Annotated in this window: 25 protein-coding genes, 1 tRNA gene and 1 pseudogene; 16 read left to right on the top strand and 11 right to left on the bottom strand. The window is 61.0% G+C overall.

The genetic code is table 11. The features are described from left to right. The first annotated feature begins 102 nt into the window (after nucleotides 1–102). A complete protein-coding gene (locus ACFFNA_RS06075) occupies nucleotides 103–456 on the top strand; it encodes a gamma-butyrobetaine hydroxylase family protein (RefSeq protein WP_378916520.1) in 354 nt (117 codons plus the stop codon). A 72-nt stretch (nucleotides 457–528) separates the two neighbouring features. Beyond that, nucleotides 529–1,140: a pyridoxamine 5'-phosphate oxidase family protein gene (locus ACFFNA_RS06070; protein WP_378916517.1), complete on the top strand. Its 612-nt coding sequence runs from the start codon at nucleotides 529–531 to the stop codon at nucleotides 1,138–1,140. A 20-nt stretch (nucleotides 1,141–1,160) separates the two neighbouring features. On the opposite strand, the gene ACFFNA_RS06065 is transcribed toward ACFFNA_RS06070, so the two are convergent. Further along, on the bottom strand, nucleotides 1,161–1,613 hold the full coding sequence (locus tag ACFFNA_RS06065; RefSeq protein WP_378916515.1) for a MarR family winged helix-turn-helix transcriptional regulator: 453 nt from the start codon (nucleotides 1,611–1,613) through the stop codon (nucleotides 1,161–1,163). A 47-nt stretch (nucleotides 1,614–1,660) separates the two neighbouring features. On the opposite strand from ACFFNA_RS06065, the gene ACFFNA_RS06060 reads away from it, so the two are divergent. After that, nucleotides 1,661–2,572 (top strand): alpha/beta hydrolase, encoded by a 912-nt coding sequence (locus tag ACFFNA_RS06060; RefSeq protein WP_378916513.1) that lies wholly within the window; start codon nucleotides 1,661–1,663, stop codon nucleotides 2,570–2,572. 13 nt (nucleotides 2,573–2,585) lie between these two features. Here ACFFNA_RS06060 and ACFFNA_RS06055 read toward each other — a convergent pair whose 3' ends face one another. Next, nucleotides 2,586–2,981 carry a rhodanese-like domain-containing protein gene (locus ACFFNA_RS06055; protein WP_378916511.1) on the bottom strand — a complete coding sequence of 132 codons (396 nt, stop codon included), beginning with the start codon at nucleotides 2,979–2,981 and terminating at the stop codon, nucleotides 2,586–2,588. Between the two features lie 173 nt (nucleotides 2,982–3,154). Next, nucleotides 3,155–3,763 (bottom strand): TetR/AcrR family transcriptional regulator, encoded by a 609-nt coding sequence (locus tag ACFFNA_RS06050; RefSeq protein ID WP_378916508.1) that lies wholly within the window; start codon nucleotides 3,761–3,763, stop codon nucleotides 3,155–3,157. A 100-nt stretch (nucleotides 3,764–3,863) separates the two neighbouring features. Here ACFFNA_RS06050 and ACFFNA_RS06045 point away from each other — a divergent pair, with 100 nt between their 5' ends. Both ACFFNA_RS06045 and ACFFNA_RS06040 read left to right on the top strand, forming a co-directional pair. Beyond that, nucleotides 3,864–4,610, top strand: a complete 747-nt coding sequence (locus ACFFNA_RS06045; protein WP_378916506.1) for a 3-oxoacyl-ACP reductase family protein — start codon at nucleotides 3,864–3,866, stop codon at nucleotides 4,608–4,610. 210 nt (nucleotides 4,611–4,820) lie between these two features. Beyond that, nucleotides 4,821–6,710 carry a L,D-transpeptidase family protein gene (locus ACFFNA_RS06040; RefSeq protein WP_378916504.1) on the top strand — a complete coding sequence of 630 codons (1,890 nt, stop codon included), beginning with the start codon at nucleotides 4,821–4,823 and terminating at the stop codon, nucleotides 6,708–6,710. Between the two features lie 17 nt (nucleotides 6,711–6,727). Here the strand turns inward: ACFFNA_RS06040 and ACFFNA_RS06035 are convergent, their stop codons facing one another. The 3 genes from ACFFNA_RS06035 to ACFFNA_RS06025 form a co-directional block, all read right to left on the bottom strand. Then, nucleotides 6,728–7,210, bottom strand: coding sequence for a hypothetical protein (locus ACFFNA_RS06035; protein WP_378917323.1), 483 nt, complete (start codon nucleotides 7,208–7,210; stop codon nucleotides 6,728–6,730). A gap of 104 nt (nucleotides 7,211–7,314) precedes the next feature. Further along, complete coding sequence (locus ACFFNA_RS06030) at nucleotides 7,315–8,055, bottom strand: lysozyme inhibitor LprI family protein (RefSeq protein ID WP_378916502.1); 741 nt, start codon at nucleotides 8,053–8,055, stop codon at nucleotides 7,315–7,317. A gap of 159 nt (nucleotides 8,056–8,214) precedes the next feature. Beyond that, nucleotides 8,215–8,472: a PepSY domain-containing protein gene (locus ACFFNA_RS06025; RefSeq protein WP_378916499.1), complete on the bottom strand. Its 258-nt coding sequence runs from the start codon at nucleotides 8,470–8,472 to the stop codon at nucleotides 8,215–8,217. Between the two features lie 303 nt (nucleotides 8,473–8,775). Between ACFFNA_RS06025 and ACFFNA_RS06020 the strand changes: the two genes are divergently transcribed. Then, the gene (locus tag ACFFNA_RS06020) at nucleotides 8,776–10,941 is read left to right on the top strand and encodes an adenylate/guanylate cyclase domain-containing protein (RefSeq protein ID WP_378916497.1); all 2,166 of its coding nucleotides are present in this window, start codon (nucleotides 8,776–8,778) and stop codon (nucleotides 10,939–10,941) included. Between the two features lie 322 nt (nucleotides 10,942–11,263). On the opposite strand, the gene ACFFNA_RS06015 is transcribed toward ACFFNA_RS06020, so the two are convergent. Next, a complete protein-coding gene (locus ACFFNA_RS06015) occupies nucleotides 11,264–12,928 on the bottom strand; it encodes a winged helix-turn-helix domain-containing tetratricopeptide repeat protein (RefSeq protein WP_378916494.1) in 1,665 nt (554 codons plus the stop codon). Between the two features lie 96 nt (nucleotides 12,929–13,024). On the opposite strand from ACFFNA_RS06015, the gene ACFFNA_RS06010 reads away from it, so the two are divergent. Together ACFFNA_RS06010 and ACFFNA_RS06005 are read left to right on the top strand one after the other, a co-directional pair. Continuing rightward, nucleotides 13,025–13,456: a hypothetical protein gene (locus ACFFNA_RS06010; RefSeq protein ID WP_378916492.1), complete on the top strand. Its 432-nt coding sequence runs from the start codon at nucleotides 13,025–13,027 to the stop codon at nucleotides 13,454–13,456. Then, nucleotides 13,453–13,587, top strand: coding sequence for a hypothetical protein (locus tag ACFFNA_RS06005; RefSeq protein WP_281005005.1), 135 nt, complete (start codon nucleotides 13,453–13,455; stop codon nucleotides 13,585–13,587). The genes ACFFNA_RS06010 and ACFFNA_RS06005 overlap by 4 nt, the downstream gene beginning before the upstream one ends. A gap of 50 nt (nucleotides 13,588–13,637) precedes the next feature. Here ACFFNA_RS06005 and ACFFNA_RS06000 read toward each other — a convergent pair whose 3' ends face one another. Next, nucleotides 13,638–14,312 (bottom strand): peroxiredoxin-like family protein, encoded by a 675-nt coding sequence (locus ACFFNA_RS06000; protein ID WP_111548204.1) that lies wholly within the window; start codon nucleotides 14,310–14,312, stop codon nucleotides 13,638–13,640. Between the two features lie 605 nt (nucleotides 14,313–14,917). Between ACFFNA_RS06000 and ACFFNA_RS05995 the strand changes: the two are divergent. Next, nucleotides 14,918–15,286 (top strand): annotated as a pseudogene (locus ACFFNA_RS05995) (transposase); the annotation flags it as partial. Between the two features lie 218 nt (nucleotides 15,287–15,504). Beyond that, on the top strand, nucleotides 15,505–16,080 hold the full coding sequence (locus ACFFNA_RS05990; RefSeq protein WP_378916489.1) for a shikimate kinase: 576 nt from the start codon (nucleotides 15,505–15,507) through the stop codon (nucleotides 16,078–16,080). A gap of 156 nt (nucleotides 16,081–16,236) precedes the next feature. Here the strand turns inward: ACFFNA_RS05990 and ACFFNA_RS05985 are convergent, their stop codons facing one another. Next, a complete protein-coding gene (locus tag ACFFNA_RS05985) occupies nucleotides 16,237–16,470 on the bottom strand; it encodes a GcrA family cell cycle regulator (protein WP_378916488.1) in 234 nt (77 codons plus the stop codon). 482 nt (nucleotides 16,471–16,952) lie between these two features. On the opposite strand from ACFFNA_RS05985, the gene ACFFNA_RS05980 reads away from it, so the two are divergent. The 3 genes from ACFFNA_RS05980 to ACFFNA_RS05970 all read left to right on the top strand — a co-directional run bounded on the left by ACFFNA_RS05980 (nucleotide 16,953) and on the right by ACFFNA_RS05970 (nucleotide 19,460). Beyond that, on the top strand, nucleotides 16,953–17,306 hold the full coding sequence (locus ACFFNA_RS05980) for a hypothetical protein (protein WP_378916486.1): 354 nt from the start codon (nucleotides 16,953–16,955) through the stop codon (nucleotides 17,304–17,306). A gap of 490 nt (nucleotides 17,307–17,796) precedes the next feature. Then, entirely contained in the window at nucleotides 17,797–18,123 is a 327-nt protein-coding gene (locus ACFFNA_RS05975) for a hypothetical protein (protein WP_378916483.1), read from the top strand. 20 nt (nucleotides 18,124–18,143) lie between these two features. Then, nucleotides 18,144–19,460 (top strand): AIPR family protein, encoded by a 1,317-nt coding sequence (locus tag ACFFNA_RS05970; protein WP_378916481.1) that lies wholly within the window; start codon nucleotides 18,144–18,146, stop codon nucleotides 19,458–19,460. Nucleotides 19,461–19,619: 159 nt separating this feature from the next. On the opposite strand, the gene ACFFNA_RS05965 is transcribed toward ACFFNA_RS05970, so the two are convergent. Continuing rightward, a tRNA-Val gene (locus tag ACFFNA_RS05965) sits at nucleotides 19,620–19,694 on the bottom strand. A gap of 143 nt (nucleotides 19,695–19,837) precedes the next feature. Beyond that, nucleotides 19,838–20,518, bottom strand: coding sequence for a phosphoglycolate phosphatase (locus tag ACFFNA_RS05960; RefSeq protein ID WP_378916479.1), 681 nt, complete (start codon nucleotides 20,516–20,518; stop codon nucleotides 19,838–19,840). Between the two features lie 367 nt (nucleotides 20,519–20,885). On the opposite strand from ACFFNA_RS05960, the gene rpiA reads away from it, so the two are divergent. The 3 genes from rpiA (at nucleotide 20,886) to gor (ending at nucleotide 23,728) form a co-directional block, all read left to right on the top strand. Further along, nucleotides 20,886–21,617, top strand: a complete 732-nt coding sequence (gene rpiA / locus ACFFNA_RS05955) for a ribose-5-phosphate isomerase RpiA (protein ID WP_111548194.1) — start codon at nucleotides 20,886–20,888, stop codon at nucleotides 21,615–21,617. After that, a complete protein-coding gene (locus tag ACFFNA_RS05950; RefSeq protein ID WP_111548193.1) occupies nucleotides 21,604–22,218 on the top strand; it encodes a DUF2059 domain-containing protein in 615 nt (204 codons plus the stop codon). Before rpiA ends, ACFFNA_RS05950 begins: the two co-directional genes overlap by 14 nt. Nucleotides 22,219–22,336: 118 nt before the next feature. Beyond that, nucleotides 22,337–23,728: a glutathione-disulfide reductase gene (gene gor / locus ACFFNA_RS05945; RefSeq protein ID WP_378916476.1), complete on the top strand. Its 1,392-nt coding sequence runs from the start codon at nucleotides 22,337–22,339 to the stop codon at nucleotides 23,726–23,728. Nucleotides 23,729–23,745 lie beyond the last annotated feature (17 nt).

Raw genomic sequence — 23,745 nt, 5'->3', positions numbered from 1 at the left:
AACATTCCCTGGCCGACATCGCATGTCGGCTCACCCCAAACGGCCTTTTCCCTTCTGGCGAAGCAGCGTAGGGAAGGGTGGATTGCTACGGGATCGAACACCATGACCGCACCCAAGGAACTCCGCGTCTCGAAGGACCGCAAACTGCTGTCCGTCACCTTTCCAGATCATCGGCCGTTCGAACTGCCGGCGGAGCTGTTGCGTGTCGCTTCGCCATCGGCCGAAGTGCAGGGCCATTCGCCGGACCAGCGGGTGACGGTTCCCGGCAAGCGCAATGTGGCGATCCTGAAGATCGAGCCGGTCGGCAACTACGCAGTGCGCATCACCTTCGATGATTTCCACGATACCGGCATCTTCACCTGGAATTACCTGCACACGCTCGGCCACGAGAAGGACGAGCGCTGGAATGCCTATCTCGCCGAGCTTGCGGAAAAAGGCTTGAGCCGGGACCGCTAGACTGATCCCGTCGCTGTCGTCAAAACGTCATCGAAGTGGGGTAGCGCCGGCAAAGGTTTGGAGACGAAGACAATGTCCGTCATCACCACGGTCGAGCAGATCGAGGCGCTCTATGGCGTTCCGGGCGAAGCCTCACTGGTCAAGGAACTCGACCACGTCATTCCGGAATACGCAGCCTTCATCCAGGCCTCGCCCTTTGTCGCGCTGGCAACCAGTGGACCGGAGGGGCTGGACTGTTCGCCGCGCGGCGATCTCGCCGGCTTCGTGCGCATCGTTGATCCGAAAACGCTGATGATGCCGGACCGTCGCGGCAACAACCGCGCCGACTCGCTCAGGAACATCATCCGCGATCCGCGCGTCGGTCTTTTGTTTCTCGTGCCGGGTTCCGGCACGACGCTGCGCATCAACGGCCGCGCCCATATCACGACGGATACAACGCTGTGCGCGTCATTCACTGTGGACGGCAAGGCGGCGCGCTCGGTTACAGTCGTCGATGTCGATTCGGTCTATTTCCAATGCGCCCGCGCCATTGTCCGCTCCGAGCTCTGGAACCCGGCGAGGCATGTCGACCCCAAGTCGCTGCCGACGCCCGGACAGATTCTGGAAGTCACCAGCCGCAAGAACATCGACGGCGAAACCTACGACAAGGAATGGCCGGAGCGGGCGAAGAAGACGATGTGGTAAGCTCAGGGCTGAAAGGGCGGCTAGGCGTCTTTCAGCACATCATAAATCTTGCGCATCTGCTCGCCGATCATGTCGCACTGTTCCGGTGTCGACTGGCTCATCGCCTTCTCGATCAACGCCATGTGCACTTTCAGCGCCTGCATCAGCAGCGCCTCGCCGGCCTCGGTCAGGGCAAGCCGCAGGATGCGCTTGTCCTTCTCGTCGCCTTCGCGGCGCAGCAGGCCACGCGCCTCCAGCTGCGGCAAGAGCATGGTGATGTTGGAGCGGCCGACGAGCAGCTTGCGGGCAAGGTCGTGCTGCGACATGCCGGGGTGGCGATAGAGGTTCATCAGCACGTCGAGCTGCGCCGGCTTCAGGTCGAGCGGCGCGAGTTTTGTCGCCAGCGTGCGCTCAAGCACATGGCAGGCGCGCGCCACCGCGACCCAGTTGCGAAAACGTGGGTTGTCCCAAGGTAACTCTTGTTTATTGTTCATCTTTGAACTATTATGTTCATGCTTGAACGTATGGATGGATTCTCACTATGGCATCAATCGGGCTGAAGGTCATCCGGGGCGTGTTTGGTGCGGCCGAACGTATTGCGCCGCGCCTGACCGGGCGCGCGGCTTTCGAACTGTTCTGCCGTACGCCGAACGTGAAGGCACTCAGCGATGGCGAGCGCCGCGCCGTCGACCGCGCGGCAGAGTTCATGACGGAGGCGCGCCATCACCGGCTGAAGACGGCGACCGGCTGCGTCATGGTGCACGAATTCCGTCCGGAGCCGGGCAGGACGGCCGCCGGCACGGTGCTTGTCGTCCATGGCTGGCGTTCGCGCACCGAATATATGCGTGCGCTGATCGAAGGCTATCGCGCCGCCGGCTACAGGGTGGTTTCGCTTGACCTGCCGGGCCACGGCCAGTCGCAGGGCCGACGGCTGACCATGGTCAACGCCGTGGATGCAATGCGGGTTGCCGGCGAATGGTTCGGCCCGTTCGTGGCAGCGGTCGGCCATTCCTTCGGAGGTGCCGTCGCCGCCAATGCCATCGCCGGTTCGGTCAAGAACATCCCGCCGCTGGTGGCCGGACGCCTGGTGCTGATCGCAGCGCCCAGTTCCCTGCCGGCGATCTTCGCCGATTTCAGCCGCATGCTCAATGTCGGCCCACGCTCGCAGGCCGCCATGGCGGACCGTGTCGAACATCTTTCCGGCCGGCCGTTGCACGAATTCACCGGCGACCGCCAGCTCGCCCACGCGCCGGTGCCGACCCTGGTCATCCACGCACCGGACGACCGTGAAGTTCCGGCCGATCATGCAACACGCTATGCCGGCGCCGGCGGCCATGTGCGGGTTTACTGGGCCGATGGGCTCGGTCACCGCCGCATTCTGGCAGACAAGGGCGTGGTCGGACGCGCGGTCGGCTTTGTGGCGGAGCATCGGGAGCCGTCGCTGCTGCATTGAGCGGCGATCGAAGCTATTTCTTCTTCTCGCCCGGCTCGACCGGCAATCCGGCGGCCTTCCAGGCGGTGTAGCCGCCAAGGATGTGCTTGACCGGCGACAGGCCCATATCCTGTGCCGTCTTGGTGGCCAGCGCCGAACGCCAGCCGCCGGCGCAGAAGAAGACGAAGCTCTTTCCCGAAGCGAAGAACGGCTTGTGATAGGGGCTTTCGGGGTCGATCCAGAATTCCAGCATGCCGCGGGTGACATGCTTGGCGCCGGGGACCCTGCCGTCGCGTTCGACCTCGCGCGGATCGCGCAGGTCGACGAAGATGGTGTCTTCATCGTCAAGCAGCCCGGCCGCTTCCTCCGGCGACACCACCTCGATCTCGGCGTTCGCCTCATCCAGCAGTTCGCGATACCCCTTTTTCACAGGCTTGTCCTCCCGACCGCGCATTTGGCTGGCTGTCTAAGCAGGCATTCGTGGGATGCCCCACGAAGTCTGCTTAGATTCCCTTGTTTTTCGCAGGGTCTGATCGCAAAACCGTGGGACACTTTTGCGGAACCTGCTTAGATTTGCAGCACAATGGCCGGCGTTTGTCACGCTCAGTCCGTGCCGGCCATCGTGCGCCACGCCGCCATCGCGCCGGCCACGGTTGCCAGGAGAGCCGAATGCGAGGCGCCGTCGCGGGCCTGGATCGACATGCCGTGCTGAACCGTGGCGTAGAAGGTGGCAGCCGCGCTGCAGTCCAAGCTCACCGGCAGTTCGCCTTCGGCAACGCCGCGTTCGAGACGCTTCCGCAGCGCGGCATGATTCTCGGCGCGACGACGGCGCAGATCGTCGCAGATGGCGCCGCGGCTGGAGTCCTGGTGCAGCGCGCCGAGCGTTATCAGGCAGCCCTGCGGGCGATCCGTCTGCGCATAGGCTTTCGCCGTCAAGCATAAAAATTGTTCGATCGCCAGCCGCGCGGTCGGTGCTTCCTCAAGCGCCAGCCAGATGTCGGCACCCTCGGTGCGCGAATAAAAATCCGTCGCCTCGAGGAACAGCGCCTCCTTGCTGCCGAAGGCGGCGTAGAGGCTGGGCGAGTTGATGCCCATGGCGGCGGTCAGATCACTCATCGATGCGCCTTCGTAACCGCGGGCCCAAAAAACCTCCATCGCGCAGCGCAGGGCTGCGGTTCGATCGAAGGTGCGGGGGCGGCCTCGTTCCGACATGACGCTCTTTTCTGTGTCGATCGATACATAAATCAGTTGACGCAGCCGGGCAAGGCTGACAGTTATTTATGTATCGATCATTACACAAATGGAGAAACAAATGTCATCCAGCAGCTTGAACGGCAAGGCCGCACTCGTCACCGGCGGCAGTCGCGGCATCGGTGCGGCGATTGCGCGAAGGCTGGCGGCCGATGGCGCCAGTGTCGCGCTGACGTATGTGCATGGCGAGGAGCAGGCCCGCTCGGTTGTTGCCGAGATAGAGGCCAAGGGTGGGCGCGCCATCGCCATCAAGGCCGACAACCGCGATGCCGTGGCGATAGAGAAGGCCGTCGATGACGCCGTGACCGTATTCGGTCGGCTCGACATCCTGGTCAACAGCGCCGGCATCTGGCGCGCCGCACCCATCGACACCCTGTCGCTCGCCGATTTCGACGAGACCATGTCGGTCAATGTCAGAGCCCCGTTCATCGCCTCGAAGGCGGCGGCCGCGCATATGGGCGAGGGCGGCAGGATCATCTCGATCGGCAGCAATCTTGCCGAGCGGGTGACCGACACCAGTCTTGGCGCCTATTCGGCCAGCAAGGCGGCGCTGGTCGGCCTGACCAAGGCGCTGGCGCGCGACCTCGGCCCGCGCGGCATCACCGCCAATGTCGTTCACCCCGGTTCGACCGATACCGACATGAACCCGGCTGATGGCCCGCATGCCGAGCACCAGCGCCAGAAGATGGCGACGCCGCGCTTTGGCAAGGCCGAGGACATCGCCAGCATGGTCGCCTGGCTCGCAGGTCCGGAAGGCCGCTTTGTCACTGGCGCGGCACTGACCATCGACGGCGGCGCCAATGCCTGATCCGCATTGGATTTCCCCGGCTGGAGCGGAGACATCCGCTCCAGCCGTCACGATGTTGTGAAACCGTTCTGCAACAGGCGTTCGGAAATTTATGAAAGCTTAACGAAATCAGTATGAATCAGTATAGTCGCGCCTTACATCCGCCATGCGGTGCGCGAGATCGTCTAGCGGTGCGGAACGGGAGCCGGTTACAACCGGAGCGGGTTATCCATGAAATTCCTCGGAAAAAAAGCAACCGTGATGCCGCTGATGGCGATCACGGCGACGCTCGCTTTCGGCGTGCCTCAGGCAGGCGCGCAGGGGCTCTTCGAAATGCTTTTCGGCGGCGGCATCAGGCATGAGCCGCAAGGCGAGTTTCCGCCCCCACCACCCAAGCACAAGCCGAAAGCACCGGGTGTTGGTGGCGGCGGTGGCGGTGTGAAAATCAGCGGCCCGTCCTATTACACCTACAAGGCCGATCGGCTGGTGCGCATCGACTTTTCGGCGCTGGCCGCGGCACCACTGCCGGCGGCCGCGCAGGACGCCGCTTTCGTGCCGTCAGCCACGGGCGCTGCTTTTCGTGAAGCGGTTGCCGGCTTGAGCGACTACGAACTCTATGCCGAGCCGGACATCGCCAAGGCGCTGATCGCCTACTACTCGGCCAATCCGGATTTCATCTGGGTGACCGGAACCAGCCTCAACAGCCGCGCGCAGGATGCGGTGCGGGTGCTCGGCGAGGCAGCGAGCTACGGCCTTGAACCCGCCGACTACACGGTCGACGTGCCCGCCACCAGCGCGTCGCCGGCCGACGCCAATGCACAACTGAAAGAGCTTGTCCGCTTCGAGATGGCGCTGTCGGCGCGCGTGCTGCGTTATGCCCATGATGCCCAGAACGGCCGCGTCGAGCCCAACCGCATGACCGGCTACTATGATTTCCCGGCCAAGCCGCTCGACTTGCAAGCCGTGCTGAAAACGCTGGCGCATACCCAGGAAGTGCGCACCTATCTCGAATCGCGGCATCCGCAGAATGCGGAATACCAGGCGCTGCGCGTCGAACTGGAGTCCCTGCAGGCCAGCGCCGAGAACGAAATCGTCGTCGACCCCAAGCTGCTGCTGAAGCCGGGCGAAACCAGCCCCGAGCTGCCGAAGCTGCTGACCCTGATCGCACGCAATCTCGATGACGAGATGGGCGGCGCCTATGGCGAGATCCTGTCACGGCTGGCGACCAGCGAGGTCTATGTTCCCGAACTGGTGCCGCTGATCAAGGCTGTGCAGCAGAAAGAGGGCATGAAGGGTGACGGCGTCATCGGTCCGCGCACTGTTGCCCTGTTGGCTGGCACGTCCAAGGCCGACAGGCTGCTGAAGGTAGAGGTGGCGTTGGAGGAACTGCGCTGGCTGCCTTCCGATCTCGGCAGCCCGCGGGTCTTCATCAACCAGCCGGCCTTCACCGCGAGCTACATCGACAATGGCGAGGAAAAGCTGAAGACGCGCGTTGTCGTCGGCCGGGTCACCAACCAGACCGCTTTCTTTTTCGACCAGATCAAGCAGGTCGACTTCCATCCCTATTGGGGCGTGCCGCAGTCGATCATCGTCAACGAGATGCTGCCCAGATTGCGCAGCGATCCCGGCTATCTCGACCGGGCCGGCTACGAAGTGACCGACACGCGCGGCAAGCGCATCCCTTCGTCGGCGGTCAACTGGGGCGCCTATGGCGCCAACATTCCCTACAGTGTGCGCCAGCAGCCGAGCGAGGCCAATGCGCTGGGCGAACTGAAGATCCTGTTCCCCAACAAGCATGCGATCTACATGCATGACACGCCGCAGAAATCGTTCTTCAAGCAGGACATGCGTGCGCTCAGCCATGGCTGTGTGCGGCTGCAGGATCCGCGCGGCATGGCGGCGGCGGTGCTCGGCACCTCGGTCGACTATATCGCCGAGAAGCTGAAGCACGGACACTCGACCGAGGATGTGACGCGCAAGATCCCGGTCTATGTCGCCTATTTCACCGCCTGGCCTGATATGTCCGGCAAGGTTGAATATTTCGGCGACGTCTACGATCGCGACTCGCGGCTGAAACAGGCATTGGACGCCACCGAGGCGGTTCGCTCACCGTCGAGTTGAGCAAGGGCCTTCGGTTTTTAACGCTCCAACAGCGGTCGCCGAAAACCGGCGTCCCGCCCGGCGATCAGCCAATAGACCAATCCGGCGACAAGGCCGGCAGCGGCGATGATGCCGATGTCGGCCCAGCGCTCGGGGTCCATGTCCTCCGCTGAACTTGGCCAGATCAGGAAGAAGCCGCCGGCGGCGGCCGCGGCACCGAATACCATGTGCAGCAGGACATTGCGCAATGAGAAGAGCTCGGCAATCAGCGCGAAGATGAGCGTCTGCAGCGCGGTCACAACAATGGTCAGGAAATAGATGAACATGCCGAGCGGCGGCACCACCAAGGCCGCGATCGGCGTGACACCCATGACGTCGAAATAGGCGGGCGCGTTGGGCAAGGAACTGAGCGCGGCGTAGATCGCCACGACGGCGATCAAGCCGACCAGCACCGACACAAGGTAGCCGGCCAACATCATCAATATGCGCTTCAGCACATGCTTCGCCGTCGCCATGCCCATCCCCCATGCGGCGCCCATGAGCCGCAGTCAGCCATCAAAGCGAGGCTGACGCAAGGGGAGGCGCCCCCTTGGCAAGCTGTCGCCGAACATGAAGCAGGTTTAATTCAGGCGCCGCCGCACATGTGTTGCGAGTCCGGCAGCGCCCACGATCCTTTGATGGCGAGATCGATGCCGTAGTAGACGCGGCCGCGTTCATCGTCCTTGGGGCAATCCCTGGGAATCGAGATCAGGCACATCACGGCAGCGTCGCCGACCTTCGACGCGGCCAGACCAGGCTCGCGATCATAGGAGACGGCGGTGCCGCCGTTGGTGAATGTCGCGGCACTGCCTGCCTCGGGACTGGCTGTTGCCAGCGGATCGTCGCCAAGCCGCGTGGTCAGCGTTTCGATATGGGTGGACGCGCATTGCCCGATTGTCGAGGGCAGGGGCTGGTCAGCCCCATTCGGGTTCCGCGCGGCGGCTTCCAGCGCCTTCTTGCCGATCAAGGCGGTGTTGTAGTCCTGCACCCATGACGGCCCATTGCCATAGGTTTGCAGCGCGTTGTTCAGCGCGCTGACGATGCAGGCGGTATCGCCCCCGCAGGCATTGCGGTCGGCAATCAGCCCGCGGGCGATCATGCGCTTGTCGCCGCCGAACGCCGGCTCGAAATCCTTGAATGCCCTGGAAACCAGCAGATCGATGGCCGACAGCTGCGGATCGGCGCAGATCGCCTTTTCCGCCGGCAGGCTTGCCTTGCGGCAGTCGAAAGATGGTCCGTCGGCCCGCGCCGGAGCGGTTCCAAGGATGCCGCCGGCCAGGATGGTGGCGAGCACAAGCAGGCGATAGGTTCGAACGGAAGATCGCATCAGTGCCCCCAAGCCAAGGATTGCCCAAGGCGCAGCCCACGCCCTGGCTTCCACATCATACGCCAAGAATGGACAATTTTAGGCGAGGGCCCGCTGGCCAATGAGAATGCGCGAGAACGGGTCGGCGCATTCGCGTCGGGTACGACGCCTGCAGCCGTCCTATTTTGGCTCGGCGGTCACGGGATCGTAGGTGATTTCGACCTTCGCCTTGTCCGATGTGTAGTAGGTGACGACGTAGGCGCCGCTGTCCCAGTCGACCTCCTTCACATAGCGAAAGCCGTCGCGCTGTTCGACCTTGGCGAGGATCTCCGACAGCTTCTTGGCATTGGGCGGCGGCAGCCGGCTCTCATCCGCGGCAAGGGCCGGCCCGCCGGCGAGAAGAACGGCGACGCTTGTCGCCAGCAAAAATCTGGACATGGCTTTCCCTCAACTTTCGTCGGACAGAAACTCGCTGCCATGCCGGTTTGTTCCGCAGCTGGAATGCATGACGATTCTAGGTCTGTCGGAAGCGCAGGCAGCTACCGTTTGCAGGCCGGCTGAATATCGACGGATCTTAGTCCACCGGTTTGCGGGCTGCCCGGTGCTTTCCATCCCGAACTGCGCGTTTCATCCAGGCTTTTTGCTGGATGATCCCGAGACACCGGCGACGGACGCTAGAGAGGTCGGTCGTTTCATTTCAGTGTGACCAGGTCTATACTCCACGTGGGACAGGCCAGATCGATGGACCGTAAGCTTTCTGCCATTCTCGCTGCCGATGTTGTGGGCTATTCCGCCCAGATGGAACGCGACGAGGCCGGCACGTTCGAGCGCCTTCGTGCTCGACGCAAGGAACTGTTCGAGCCTGAGATTGCCCGCCACCACGGCCACATCTTCAAGCTGATGGGCGATGGACTGCTGGCCGAATTCGGCAGCGTCGTGGACGCGGTCGAATGTGCCGTGTCGTTGCAGCACGCCCTGGCGGAACGCAACGCCGCCGTTTCCGAGGATCATCGGATTCGCGTCAGGATCGGGATCAATCTCGGCGAGGTGATTGTCGAGGGCGAGGACCGATATGGCGAGGGCGTCAACGTCGCTGCCAGGCTCCAACAACTAGCGGAACCTGGCGGCATCTGTGTCTCGGCAAAGGTCGCAAAAGAGGTTGAGAAGAAGTTGGCTTTCGGCTTTGAGCCGATGGGCCAACAGAAGCTGAAGAACATCGCCGAACCGGTGCAGGCGTACCGGGTGCTGCTCGATCCCACGGTGGCGGGAAAGCCCATGGCTGTCAATCGACACCCACGCTTCAGGCGCAATCTGGCCGTCGCTATTGGGGTCCTTGTTGTCGCAGTCGGCCTTGCAGCAGCGTGGTGGCGACCGTGGGAGCCACCGCTTCCGCCCACCGCTCTGACGGCCAATGCGAAAGCCGACACCCGGCCATCCCTCGTCGTGCTTCCATTTGACAATCTCAGCGACGACAAGGCGCAAGGTTATCTGGCTGACGGTTTCACCGAGGACCTGACCACAGAACTTGCACGCGTGCCCGGCCTGTTCGTCGTATCGCGAAACGCGGCTTCCCCCTACAAGGACAAGGAGACTAAACCCGCTGAGGTCGCCGCAGCGCTTGGTGTCCGGTACATACTGGAGGGCTCGATACGTCGGGTCGGCGACGACATGCGTATCAACGCGCAATTGATCGACGGCTCGACCACCGGTCATCTCTGGGCAGAACGTTTCGACGGCCAGTGGACGGATGTGTTTGCGCTGCAGGACAAGGTCGTCGTCAGCATCGCAGGCGCGCTCAAGCTCCGTCTCGTCAGCGACCAAGGCAAGGCAGATGTCGCGGGCGGCACGCGCAATCCTGCAGCCTACGAAGCTTACCTCCAGGGCATGGAAATCTACAATCGTCGCAATACTCCAGACGAGTTTGCGCAGGCGGTGAGGTTTTTCCAGCAAGCGCTGGAACTCGATCCGAATTTCGGCGCGGCGGCAGCCTCGCTCGCGTGGGCCTATTGGGACATGGACGGGCCACGGGTCAAGGCTTTGGCCTATTCGGAATCTGTGGCGTTTTACAACGTCTACAAGTACCTGAAGGAGGCGGCCAAGCATCCTTCGCCCTCCTACTATCAGCTCGTCGCCAGTTTGCTGGTTCGCGAGCACCGGTCCGACGAGGCAGTCGCGGTTATGTTCAAGGCAGTGGCGCTCGACCCGAGCGATCCCCTGAACTATGTCGGGCTGGCAGAAGCCCTGAATTTCAATGGCAGGCCGAACGAGGCGCGCGACTATCTCGTCGCGGCCAACCGTGTCGACCCAGGCGGCAATGACCATCGGTACTACCAGGCTGGGCTGGCTGAATTTGGCCAGGGTCGTTTCGAGGAAGCTGTCGACTACCTTGAAAGGATCGATCTCCAATCGCCCGATCCATGGCCGAAATTCTACGGCCTGCAGGTGCTGGTTTCGGCCTACGCACATCTCGGGCGCAGTGACCAGGTCGCGGCCTATAGTGACAGGCTAAGGAACGTCATGTTGGAACGAAAGGATGGAGGGGCAAATCAGCTGGTCACGCAGAGGTATTTTGTGTTCAAGAACCCGGCTGACATCGGGCGTCTGCTGGACGGCCTGGACAAGGCCGGTTTGCCGGAGTTGCCGGAAGGGGTCGATCTGGATGCAAAGGACCGGCTTACCGGTTCGGAGATCAGGTCGCTCATCCTCGGTCGTGACCTGCGCGGGGGAGGCGCATGGATAGATAAAGGAACCAGCTGGGTGCAGCAGAACTTCCTGTGCGACGCCTTTCCGAAAGTTCAGACAACCTGCGGCGCGATCTTCCGCAATCCTGCCGGGACGCCGGAGCGACGCAACGAGTATACGGCAGTCTTCCGTTTCGATCGTTTTGAGTTTTCGACCGTCAAATAAGACCACCCGGGACCTGCCGGAGAGTATTAGCTGTGGCCAATGCACAAGTGAGCCTTTGGGGCTCCGGTCGCGCCGGCCCACGCCCGAAGTTCCCCAGCCCCCAAGGTTAAGTCCGGCGCGACCTTCTGGTTGTCTGCGGCCTGTTGTGCCCGCGGGGAGGGCGAGCGCACTATGGCGCAAGTCGGCCCCATTGCCGACTTTCCCGCATCCAATATTCCTGTGAAGGATGATCTTGCTTTGAGGGCAACCACCGCCCACAAAACAAAGGCTTCAACGGTTTTTGCGGCCAATTGGCCTCTGCCGGGCGGCATACGGTCGGCCGCTACTCCGGCAAGCCCGCGAACCGCATGTGTCCGATCCAGCGGTCGAGGGCTCCGGGGACGGTGTAATTCTTCTCCCACTGCTTGCGTTGTTTGCTGATGGAGTCGCCGGGCGAGTCCTTAAGGAAAACCGCAAGTGCTTCCTTTGCCTCCCGCTGGTTTCCCAGACAAGCGTAGATCCCCGCAAGCATTCGGTGTGCGGCGCTCGTGATTCTGGACATTTTCCGCATCGCCGTCAGCGCAGCCCCGCAATCGTTCTTTTCATAGAGCGCCCAGCCCATGTCCCAGTTGAACCAGTCAGGGTAGAAAGGATCGATGCCCATAGCCTGCTTGATCCGATCGATCGCTTCGTCGGTGCGGCCGGCAAAGAGCAGCGGGGCCGCACTGCCCTCGAGGATATTCGAGGCGCTGGGGTTCAGGGCGATCGCCTGATCGTACTGCGCAATGGCCTCCTCCATCTCTCCGGCTTCGGTATGGATTTGGGCGCGGATATGATGCGCCTCGGCATCGTCCGGAGCGAGCAGGATGGCCTTGTCGGCGTACTCAGCGCCGCGCTTCAACGCCTCGTCGGGGTTATTTTCCTGCTTGTGCCAGAATAGCCCGTCATTGCGATAGGACCAGGCCAGCCCGATATAGCCGAACTGGGCGTTCGGATCCGCTTCGATCGCCTTGAGGCTGAACTGCCGCAGCAACTCGTTCCCCGCGGCAGAGAAATGCTCGTTCTCGGCAAACCCCATCTGGACATAGCTGAGCGCGCTGACCCGGGCGGCGTCGCTCGTTGGCAGGGGGCGTTGGATGCTCGACCCGACCCGATCCGCAAGCGTGCGGATGATTTCCTCCTGGACGACGAAAAAGTCGCCAATCTCCCGGTTGTAGCTGTTGGCCCAGACATGCGATCCGTCATGCGCATTCAGCAACTGGGCGGTCACTTTCAGCCGGTCTCCGATCTTCTGCTGGCTGCCTTCGAGCACGTAGTCGACGCCGAGTTCATCTCCGATCTGCCTGATGTCGACCGGCTGGCCGCGGTACCTGAAGCTCGAGTTCCGGGCGATGACGGCATAACTCTTGCTCCGCGCAAGCTCGGTGATGATCCCCTCGGCGACGGCATCGCTGAGATATCCCTTGTCCCCACCTGCACTGAAGTCGTCGAAGGGAAGGATCGCAATCCTGGGCATGTCGCTCGAACGAGCCGGAGCGGCTCGCCATATTTCCGCGCCGTAGTATGCGCCGATCAATGCCGCAACGAGAACGACTGCGACCAGAATGAAGCCGCGCTGCGAGAATCGTGTCTTGGCACGTGCCGTGCCGGCGTTTGGGTCCGCCGCGTCGGATGGATCGGTATTCAGCCGATAGCCTCTCTTTGGGAGGGTTTCAACGATCACGTGCGTGTCGTCCCCCAACGCGCGGCGAATGTCGGCAATGCATTGGGTGAGGCTGTCGTCGGTCACGAAGGTATCGGCCCAAACCGCCTGCATCAGCGCATCCTTGGACACGATTTCGCCCGGTCGCGAAGCGAGCACAGAGAGCACCTCGGCGGACTGGCTGCGAAGATTGACCGCTTTGCCTTCGACGGTTCGGAGTTCTTTGCTTTTCGTCAGGAAGACAAAACCGCGAAACGTGATCGTTTCAGCAGATTTCGCCTCAATTTCAGGAGCCGTTCGGGACATTTCACCCTCCTGGCGCGCTTCCTAGCCTAGCCAATTCGGCCTTCGGCCTTCGCTTCCAAGCGATCCTAGCAGCACCGGATTGGAAAGAAGGATAACATGAAACGCACCAAGCTCATCATCGCTCTCGCTCTTCCTTTGGCAGCGCAAACGGCTGCGGAAGCGGATTCCCGCATCGCGAAACTCTGCGGCTCTGACCATGTCAACGAGGCCGCCTCAAGGGATGACGTGCGTCCCAACCCCGGCGGTTATTATGTCGCCAGCCTTAAGTCGATGGATGACCGCGCCATGTTCACCGCCATCGCTGTCACAATCCATCTGACCAACCAGGGGAAGCTAATCAGGCTCCCCCACGTGAAACCCATGACTTCCATGGCCGAATGCAGAGCTTGGACCCATCAACAGGAGTTCATGCCCGCACTCCCCGGCTATCTCGCCACCTTCCATTACTGCGACTACGCATCAGTGGCTAACGTACGAAGCGGTCAGCGACCTGTCAGGCAAATGGCCGGTGAGACGAGTGCTCGATGAAGCCCGTCCCCACTGGCAACATAGCTGCAAAACAGAAAATTCCATGCGGCTGGGCCGATGATAGCCAAATCACCATCGACGAGTGGGTGAAACGCTTCGCGCCGAAGCGCGTCGACCCCGGCTCGAACTAACGGGTTGCATAACACCTGCTATCCGTGCACCCGCTCAGCGCACTGCGCCGCTACTGACCAATATGCGACGCGACCGACATCATCGCCTCAGAGTTCGGGTGGGCGCCCAAGCCGCCATCGAAAACCTCGGAGAACGTCCAGCGAACGACGCCGTTGCGGTCGAGCAGGAACTGGCCCATGAGCTGGCCCACGCCGGTCGCCATCATTTGCTGGTCCGCTTCAGTGATATCGTAATTGTCTTTTTTGTTCAGATATTCGAGCGTGGCAAACGGATCCATCGGCTCAGGCATTTCGCCTGGCACGTTGAGCCGCATCGCCTTCACATCGCTCATTGAGACCTTGTGCGGCAATGCGCTCTCGCCCTCAGTTATTTGCATATTGGGCAATCCAAAGGCGCGGTGTGAAACGCGCTCCGGATCGGATGCAGCAAGCAAACCAACCATCGGATGGTACCGGAGATAAAGGCGCGCCCGCTCGATGGGCGTGTTCACCACCGTGAGGCTTTCGATGCCCTTTGCGTTAAGGGCTGGTGTGAGCAGCGAAACCGTCGCGATATGACGCCTGCAAAACGGACAATGCAGACCTCGATACAGCCCAACCAGCACTGGCTTCTCGCCGCGGAAATCGTCGATAGCTACCTTGCCCTCGCGAGTAATTGCGTCGAGTACGAAATTGGGCGCTCGTTCGCCCAGTTGCAGAGGGCCTACGTCGGCGCGGTCAGACATGCTTTATCCTCCTCGCGGGTCAATCCAGTAACGAAAGCGCGGCGGTACTTACGGCTCCAGCCCGTGTTCGGCACACACTTCCTGTGCGTGTTGAAATTGCAATATAGCACAGAGATGGGCGGACGTTGCGGCGCTACCTTGGTGTCGGCACTTTCCGAGCTTGATTTCCGGCCATTTTCGCGTCTTCATCACGGACGGCCTCGTCCGCGATGTTGTCGGAATCGAGGCTGTCGGGCTGCCGGTTTACCGTGCCGGGATCATCGCGAACTCGCCGGCGCAAGGCCCGCATTCGCCGGATGAGCGGGTAATTACTGCGGCCCGGCAGCGATTCAGATATAATATCAATACTTTAATCTGGATCGTGCGAGGCCGTCATGGAGAACCCAACGGGTGAATCAGCCGACGGGCCTCTCAGGCTCGATTTCGACCGCCGTGTGAAGCTTGAGTTCCATCGTTCTCGGATCACCTCCAATGCTGGATTGCTGGCCTATCGCGAACTCGACGACGCTCTCGGTCTCAGTGCGATGGCGGGCGACAGGCTCGCCGACACACGCACGGGCAAGAACGGGCGACATGCGCTGGTCGGGCTACTGTCTCGCCCGGCCGAGCGGGTTGTCGCCTTCTACAATCAGCGCGGCACCTGCGAGCAGTGGATCAAGGAAGGCAAAGGCGCGATCAACTGGACACGGTTGTCGTGCCGGACGTTCACTGCCAATGCCGTGCGGCTTCAGCTTCATGCGCTCGCCTACAATCTCGGCAACTTCCTGCGCACGCTGGCAACGCCGGAGCCGATAGACGACTGGTCGCTGACCAGCCTGAGGGAGAAGCTGATCAAGATCGGCGCCAAGCTCGTCAGCCACGGCCGCTATGTCGCCTTCCAGATGGGCGAGGTCGCCGTGCCGAGGATGCTGTTCGCCGAGATCCTGCGACTGATCGCCGAACTGCGGCCGCGCCCTGATCCAGCGCCGGCGTGAGCCGCCCGGTTGTCATGCCTACCAGCGGAAACCACGGGGCAGGTACGCCTTGTGAAGACGAAATCGACATCCCTGGCATGGAAAGCACCGTAGCCACCCACGTCGTCGCAAGGCGGCCCCGGTGGCGACGAGGTGGCGACGGTCTGGGCTTGCCAATGCACGCACATGGTGGCAATTTCACAGCAACAAGCCGATCATCGGGTGGATGCCGGTTTAGAATGACACGTTTGGTGCTGATAGGGCCGATCTGCTCCGGCAAGTCCACGATTGCGGAGCGCCTCTCCGACCGTTTGTCACTGCGCAACATCCCGCTCGATCTCGTACGTTGGGGATACTATTACCAGATCGGCTATGACCGGCGGGAAGAGAGGCGGCGTGTCAAGGCAATGGGCCGGCGTGCACGTTTCGACTACTGGAAACCGTTCGAGGCGTATGCGGTGGAGCAGGTGCTTCTCGACTATCCGGATACGATCATCGACTTCGGCGCAGGTCACTCGGTCTATGAGGACGACGTGCTTCTGGCGCGCGTCCAGACCGCGGTCAAGCGCGCTTCACATGTCGTTTATCTGCTGCCCTCGCCAGATATCGAGCGCTCGCTGGACATCTTATGCGCTAGGGCTGAGGTACCGGAAGACGAAAGGGCGGATTTTGTCGCATTAAACCGGCCGTTCCTGGAGCACCCGTCAAACGCGTCACTGGCGACGGCAACGTTCTACACCGACGGCTACAGTGTCGATGAGACCTGTGAGCAGATTGCCCGCATACTCGACAGCCAAGCGCCGCCGGTGAGTTAATCGCTTGCACCTATCGAACCGGGACATCACAAGTTATAAAGGCAGAGCCGACATGCGTCCTGTACCTGGCTCGGCCTTCAGGGCGAATGCTGGTTGAGGGGCCGACGTAATAGACCCCCGCCAGCGTGCGGAGGACTTAACCCACCAAAACGTAACCTATGCGGCGCGTCGTTGAGCGGGCTGGAGACCTGAACGGGTTCGACGAGGGTCGACGGCGGTCACGATGCTGTGGTGGTGATCGCAATAGACGCGATCCGGCGAAGTTGGCCCGGCACAAAAACGGTAACCGCCGGGTACTGACGGGTCTTCGCTCACCGGGAAGCGGCACTGATAGACGCCTAGCTGAATGAGGGGGACGTCTCTCGAAGTTGGTCTGATATTTTCAGGCATGGTTTTCTGGTTCCTGGTTCATGGCCATTGCCGGCTGACGGCCGCAGTGCGACAGCGTCAGGGCGAGCTTCTCTCGTTTCGGAGGGCTATGGACCATCATATGGTGTTGGTTGCAGCGTCAATGAAGCCCCGGGGCCTGCATTCGGAAGCCGGTTGTTGCGACTTAAGGACACACTTGCCGCTGGGGTGCGGTTGCCAGCGCGAAGGCCCCCGGCGGGCGATGTTGTCGTCCCACTGATCGCTCCGCCCCCGGCTTAATCCGGCAGGCGGGGTGAGGGGTGGCTGGCCCAACGCGCTGCGTGCTTTCGGTTTTCAGGGCCCTCAACCGGCCAGCCCCAGGAGGGCGCGCTGCGGGAGCGAATACATTTTGTCAGCAGACAGTTTTGTCAGCAGACAGCGTGGTCGCGTCCCAGCGCATCTCTCCGAACCGTTGCGCTGGTGCTACGGTGTGCCTTCATGATCAGACAGCAGGGATATGAGGCATGCCCGAAATCACCCGCCGTACACTTCTTGCGTTCGCCGCCGTGGCCTCGGTCGTTGAACCGACGTTTGCTGAAGGGGAAGGTGCCTCACCCGAATTGCGGGCGCTGATCGGAGCCCATGAAGCCAGCTATGTCGGGCTTCACAGGGTTGTTCATCAAGCCGGCAGCAGCAGCCACGAACGCAAGAGGGCAGACCGGATTGAACAGGACGCATTGCTGGCCATCTGCTCCTATCCGGCGATCAGTCGAGGCGACCGCCGGGCCAAGGCCGAGTACCTGTTGACCGCTGAGGCTCGGGGTGAACTCGACCTGGAAGAGCACATGCAGGCCATCCTGCACTCGATGAAGCACTGATCACGGCTCGACCGGCGCATATACGAATTTGGTGGGCGATGCAGGGATTGAACCTGCGACCCCACCCGTGCGTGGGGAGCCTACATCACAAAAATCCTGGATTTTCGGCGGGTTGCAGCGTCCACCGGCTGGGGCAACTCATAATGGGTACTCCGCGGCAGTCTACGCGCCAGTGACCGTCGGGCAATTTGAAGTACTAGTCGACACTCGACGCCGTTGGCCCGTCCCCAAGCCCGTCGCGAGGATAGTGGATTTAGGCCAGGAAGCAGAACCGTTCCCAGTATCAGGGAACACCATGACACAGCCAAGGGATGCTAAGCGGTCAAGGTGGCACGATTGGCGGCATCCATATCCGAATGCTGAAACTACGTATCTTGGTCGTCAACAGCCAAATATCGGAAACATGCCGAACTACAGTTATGCTGCCCCATGTTTTGTCGTATAAGGCCGCTGGATCGAGGCAAGCCAAGCAACTTGGCCGGAGTTGAAAATGATTGATGTCGACTATCCCAAGCTGCTTGATCTCTTCCCTGAGCATCTAGACCCTAATCGCTCAGAGAGCGCATCCTTCCTGATTTGGTATTTACAAAACTATTACCGTCTCGATTCCCTGGAGGCGGTTGACGCCGTATGCGACCAGTCTAACGACAAGGGAGTTGATGGGATTTATGTCAACGACAACGATCAGACGATCACAATCTTTCAGTCGAAGATCTCGCAAAAATCAAATTCAACTGTTGGCGATGCGGCCCTCAAGACATTCGCGGGAACGCTTGGGCAATTCGACACGATCGAAAAAAAATCCAGAGCTTACTAGCTGCGGCGGGTGAAGCTCAAGTGGCCAAGCTTATCAAGCGGCTTGACCTTGTGAACAAGCTCTCCACCCATGAACTGCGGGGAGAATTCCTGGCCAACCTAGACATTGACGCAAATGGGCAGGCGTTCTTGGACGCCGAAGAAGGTATCTCCTTTGTGGGAAAGGGAAAGCTGGTCTCAAGCTACATCTCGGATAAGAGAGACCTACCAGTCCACGCTGAGGCGGCTTTCGACATATTCGGTTACAATGTAACGGAATATGTGGTCGACGCCGACCGCAAGGCAGTCATTGCGCCCGTAAAAGCTACGGAGTTGATTAAGTTGCAAGGAATCGATGATCAGTCTCTATTTGCCTACAACGTGCGCGGCCCATTGGGCCGGACGAAGATTAATAAGGAAATCGTCAGCAGCATCCGCGATAGCGCGAGGCATAAGCTGTTTCCTCTGTTCCACAACGGTATCACAGTTATCGCAGGAAAATTGCAAACTGATAATGATAGCATCAAGGTATCAGATTATTACGTCGTCAACGGCTGTCAAAGCCTTAGCGCGCTCTACAACAATAGCAACGCTCTGACCGACGACCTTCGCATCCTGGCAAAATTCATTCAGATGAAACCCGCCTCAACCGAAGCGAGCATGATTACCGCGTTTTCAAACAACCAGAACGGGGTGCGCGCCCGCGATTTTAAAGCCAACACACAGCCCCAGATTCGTCTCCAGAATGAGTTTAAGGCTAAATACGCTGGTCAATATGTCTACGAGATTAAGAGAGGCGAGGCCCTCGGAGTGGGTACTATTGTTTCAAACGAAAATGCCGGTCTCTACCTTATGGCGTTCGACCTGAAAGAGCCATGGGCAACGCACCGAAAGTATGAGGTTTTCGAAGACAAGCACAGTGACCTGTTCGGCCGCCCCGAGGTCTCTGCAGATAGAATCGTCGTTTGCCAAGTGATAATTGAGGTGATCAGAGAGCACCTTCCTCAGCTTGAGAATCAGCTTTTTGCACGATACGTCCTGACCCAATACATCCTTCTCTACATTGTTAGAGAAATTCTTGATCGAGACGAATTGGCGGTCGGCCTGCTTTCAAAGCCTGAAAATCTAGTTCGCGACGAGAACCATAGAGGTGTGTTTCGTAAAATAATTGAAGCCATCGTTTCCGACGTTATCAGTGACTTGAATGAGGAACTGAAGGACGTCGGCGACGATTTCGACTATCGCGACAAGCTCCGCGATTCGGCGTGGGTTGCCCAAATCAAAAAGACTCTGGTTGCATCCCACATGAAGTTTATTGCGCGAAAATTTATCAAGCCTTTCAAGGAGTTGTGGCCGTAACCTCAGCGTTTTCTTCCGTCACTTTTCCCATCCGCCGCCATCAGTCCCTTTGAAGCGGAATACCAGATATTCTTACGGGTAGCAGCTGCCGACGAACACACGGCATTCGGAGGCGCCGTGAAGATCGGGTGGGATCGATGCCAATTCCATGAAAGCAGATGGTGGGCGATGCAGGGATTGAACCTGCGACCCCACCCGTGTGAAGGGTGTGCTCTCCCGCTGAGCTAATCGCCCGCTCGTTGCCCTAAGGCCAAGCGAGCCGCGATATAAGGGAGGCGGGTGCGGGAAGTCAAGACGGTGTCCGGCGATCCGACACAGATCGGATTGTCGCCCTTTCGGGCCTGTTTCCGATGTGACGCCCGGCCGCTTTCCCCTCACTATCCAGCGGCGGCAATCAGCCTTTGCGCCAGATCGAGGGTCAGCGCGTCGAAATGCGAGATCACCGCCGAGGGCTCGAATTCGCGCACATGGCGGTCGGTGTAGCCGAAATCGACCGCCACCACTGGAATGCCGGCGGCCTTGGCGGTGTCAATGTCGGTCTGCGAATCGCCGACCATCAGGGCGCGATGCGGGTCGCCGCCGGCGAGCTTGATGGTTTCAGTCAGATGGCGCGGATCGGGCTTGCGGAACGCGAACGTATCCTGGCCGGCGATCGCGGCGAAATGCTTCGTCAGGCCGAGCGCCTCGATCAGCGCCAGCGAGTTGGCTTCGTATTTGTTGGTGCAGATGGCCAGGAGATAGCCGGCGTTCTCGAAGCGTGCGATCGCCTCGATCACACCGGGGTAGGGGCGCGATTTGCCGGGGATGTTGTCGGTGTAATGGTCGAGGAAGAGTTTCAGCAGCCGGTCGTGTTCCTCGACATCGAGCGATCGCTGCTGGGCTGCATGCGCCCGTTCGATCATCACCCGGCCACCGTGACCGACAAAGCGCCTGAAGCCGGCTTCGTCGACCGCCGTGATCTGGCTGGCGGCAAGGCTGTGGTTCAGGCTGTCGAGCAGGTCCGGCGCTGTATCGATCAGCGTACCATCGAGGTCGAACACGATGATCGGGCGAGTCATGGTCTGTCCTGCGCAGGTTTTTGCATGGGGCAGGCGATAGCGGCTGCGGCGCGTCAAGGCAAGCGTGCTGGGCAAGCTCGCGAGAGCAAGCAGGCCCACCGGGCATTTCGCGGCGAGCCGCCAGAAATGAAAAACCCGCCACGGCGGCGGGTCGTTGGCGCAAATCAGCACCATGGACAGATATGTAGTATAGCTGCCGTCACCAGGTCAAGAAAAAATTCCTATCGGAGCTGCCCACGCATTGCCCCTGACTGCGCGTGCACAACATGCAACTCGCCAACAGCAGTAGGCCGCGGCCAAAGGCTTTGACCGGACCGGCAAAAATGCTAGGAGCCCGAAACGCTAGGTTTCCGGGGCAGCAAGCGGCATGGATGCAAGACAGTTGAAGGTTGAAGCCGCACGGGCAGCACTCGCTTATGTGAGCGACGGCATGCGGCTCGGCATCGGCACGGGCACCACCGCCGAAGAGTTCGTGCGGCTGCTTGCGAGCAAGGTTGCCACTGGCATGACCGTCATCGGCGTGCCGACGTCGGAGCGCACCGCGTTGCTGTGCCGCGAGCTTGGCGTGCCGCTGTCGACGCTGGAGGAAACGCCTGAGCTCGATCTCACCGTCGATGGCGCCGACGAGGTCGATCCGGAGTTGACCCTGATCAAGGGCGGCGGCGGCGCGCTGCTGCGCGAGAAGATCGTCGCAGCCGCTTCCCAACGCATGATCGTGATTGCCGATCGGTCGAAGATGGTCGAGACGCTCGGCCGTTTTCCACTGCCGATCGAAGTCAACCGGTTTGGCCTGCGCGCAACCGAAATCGCGATTGGCGCCGCGGCTGAGAAGCTCGGCCTTTCCGGTCCGGTCATATTGAGGATGACGGGGGGCCAGGCTTTTGTTACAGACGGCGGCCATTTTATCCTCGATGCATCTTTTGGCCGCATTCCGGATACAAGAGCGCTTTCGAATGCTCTCCACGCCATTCCGGGCGTGGTCGAGCATGGTCTTTTCATCGGGCTGGCGTCAGCGGCCATCATCGCCGGCGGCGACGGTATCCAAACTGTCCATGCCGCCCGAAAACCAGGGAGTTCTATCGATCATGATGTTGCATAACCGGGTTCGCAGCCTTTGCGCCGTTCTGGCGGCTTCGGCTGTTTTGGCCTTCTCTTCGCCGGCGTTTTCTCAGGATGTCACGGACTCGCACCTGAAGGCCGCCCGCGCTGCGGTCGCGGCGATCCACGCGACCGACCCGTTCGACAACATCCTGCCGCAGGCCGCGGCCGCGCTCGAATCGCAGCTCATCCAGAAGAACCCGGACATGCAGGAACTGATCGGCAAGACGATCAACGAGAAGGCGCTGGCGCTGGCCTCGCGCCGCGCCGACCTCGAAAAGGAAGCCGCACTCGCCTACGCAAAAGTGTTCTCCGAAAAGGACCTGACCGACATCGCCGCCTTCTACAATTCCGATGCGGGCAAGAAGCTGCTCGATAGCGGCCCAACGGTGACCCGCGACCTGGTCAAGGCAGCCGACATCTGGCAGAACGGCGTCGCCCGCGATCTCGCCCAGCAGGTTGGCGAAACGCTGGCCGCGGCCGCCAAGGCCAAGGCGCCGGCAGCCCCTGCCGATGCCGCAGCGCCCGCGGACGGTGCTGCGCCTGCGGATGGCGCCGCACCCGCCGATGGTTCGGCCCCGGCAGACGACACGCAGAACTGATCCTGCGTTTTTAAAACGGCCTCGCAGCCATCGATGAAGCCCGGCTTGTCCGGGCTTTTCTTTTGGTGTTTGGCAGCCTACCTGTCTGTGGATTTCTGAAGCTTTGAGGAGCCGCTACATGGCCGGTTACGACTACGATCTTTTCGTCATCGGCGGCGGCTCGGGCGGGGTGAGAGCGGCGCGTGTCGCGGCGGCACTCGGCAAGCGCGTCGGCATCGCCGAGGAGTACCGCTATGGCGGCACCTGCGTTATCAGGGGCTGCGTGCCGAAAAAGCTCTACGTCTATGCCTCGCAATTTCCCGAACATTTCACTGACGCCGCCGGTTACGGTTGGACGGTGCCGGAGGCCAGTTTCGACTGGCAGACGCTGGTCGCCAACAAGGATCGCGAGATCAGCCGGCTGGAGGCGATCTACCAGAGGAATGTCGAGGGCGCCGGCGGCGAGGCCTTTCACTCGCGCGCCATGATCATAGACCCGCATGTCGTGCATCTCCTGGGCGACGATCGCACCGTCACCGCCGACCAGATCCTGATCGCCACCGGTGGCCGCCCGGCGCCGCATCCGGCGCTACCCGGCCATGAACTCTGCATCTTCTCCAACGAGGCTTTCGATCTCAAGAAGCTGCCCAAGGCGATCATGATCGAGGGCGGCGGCTACATCGCCGTCGAGTTCGCCAACATCTTCCACGGCCTCGGCGTCGACACCACGCTGGTTTATCGCGGCAAGGAGATCCTCAGCCGCTTCGACATGGACCTGCGGCGCATGCTGCACGAGACGATGGAAAAGAAGGGGATAAAGATCCTCTGCCATTCCGTGTCCGAATGGGTGCGCAAGCGGCCGGACGGCCGGCTCGACGCGCTCGTCACCGGCGGCAAGGTGCTGACGGTCGACCAGGTGATGCTGGCCATCGGCCGCATCCCCAACACCGAGAATATGGGTCTGGAAGGCATCGGCCTGGAGATGACCAAGACCGGTGCGATCGCGGTCGACCAATACTCCCGCACCAACATCGACAACATCTGGGCGATCGGCGACGTCACCAACCGCGTGCAGCTGACGCCGGTGGCGATCCACGAGGCGATGTGTTTCATCGAAACCGCCTTCAAGGGAAATCCGACGGCGCCCGACCACGACACGATTGCGACCGCCGTCTTTTCACAGCCCGAAATCGGCACGGTCGGCCTGTCGGAGGATGATGCGGTCAAACGCTTCCCCGACATCGAGATCTACCGCGCGACATTCCGGCCGATGCGGCACACGCTGTCCGGCCGCGACGAGAAGATGCTGATCAAGCTGGTGGTCGACGGTGCTTCGAAGAGAGTGCTCGGCGGCCACATCCTGGGGCCGGATGCCGGCGAGATGGCGCAGCTTCTCGGCATTCCGCTGAAGGCCGGGCTGACCAAGGATGATTTCGACCGCACAATGGCGGTGCATCCGACGGCGGCGGAAGAACTCGTCACCATGTACAAGCCGACTTATCGGGTGAAGGACGGCCAGCGCGTGGATTAGCGGCAAACGCCGGACCA

The organism is Mesorhizobium kowhaii, assembly GCF_042431665.1.
GTDB lineage: Bacteria > Pseudomonadota > Alphaproteobacteria > Rhizobiales > Rhizobiaceae > Mesorhizobium > Mesorhizobium kowhaii.
This window is presented reverse-complemented; position numbering and strand designations above follow the sequence as displayed.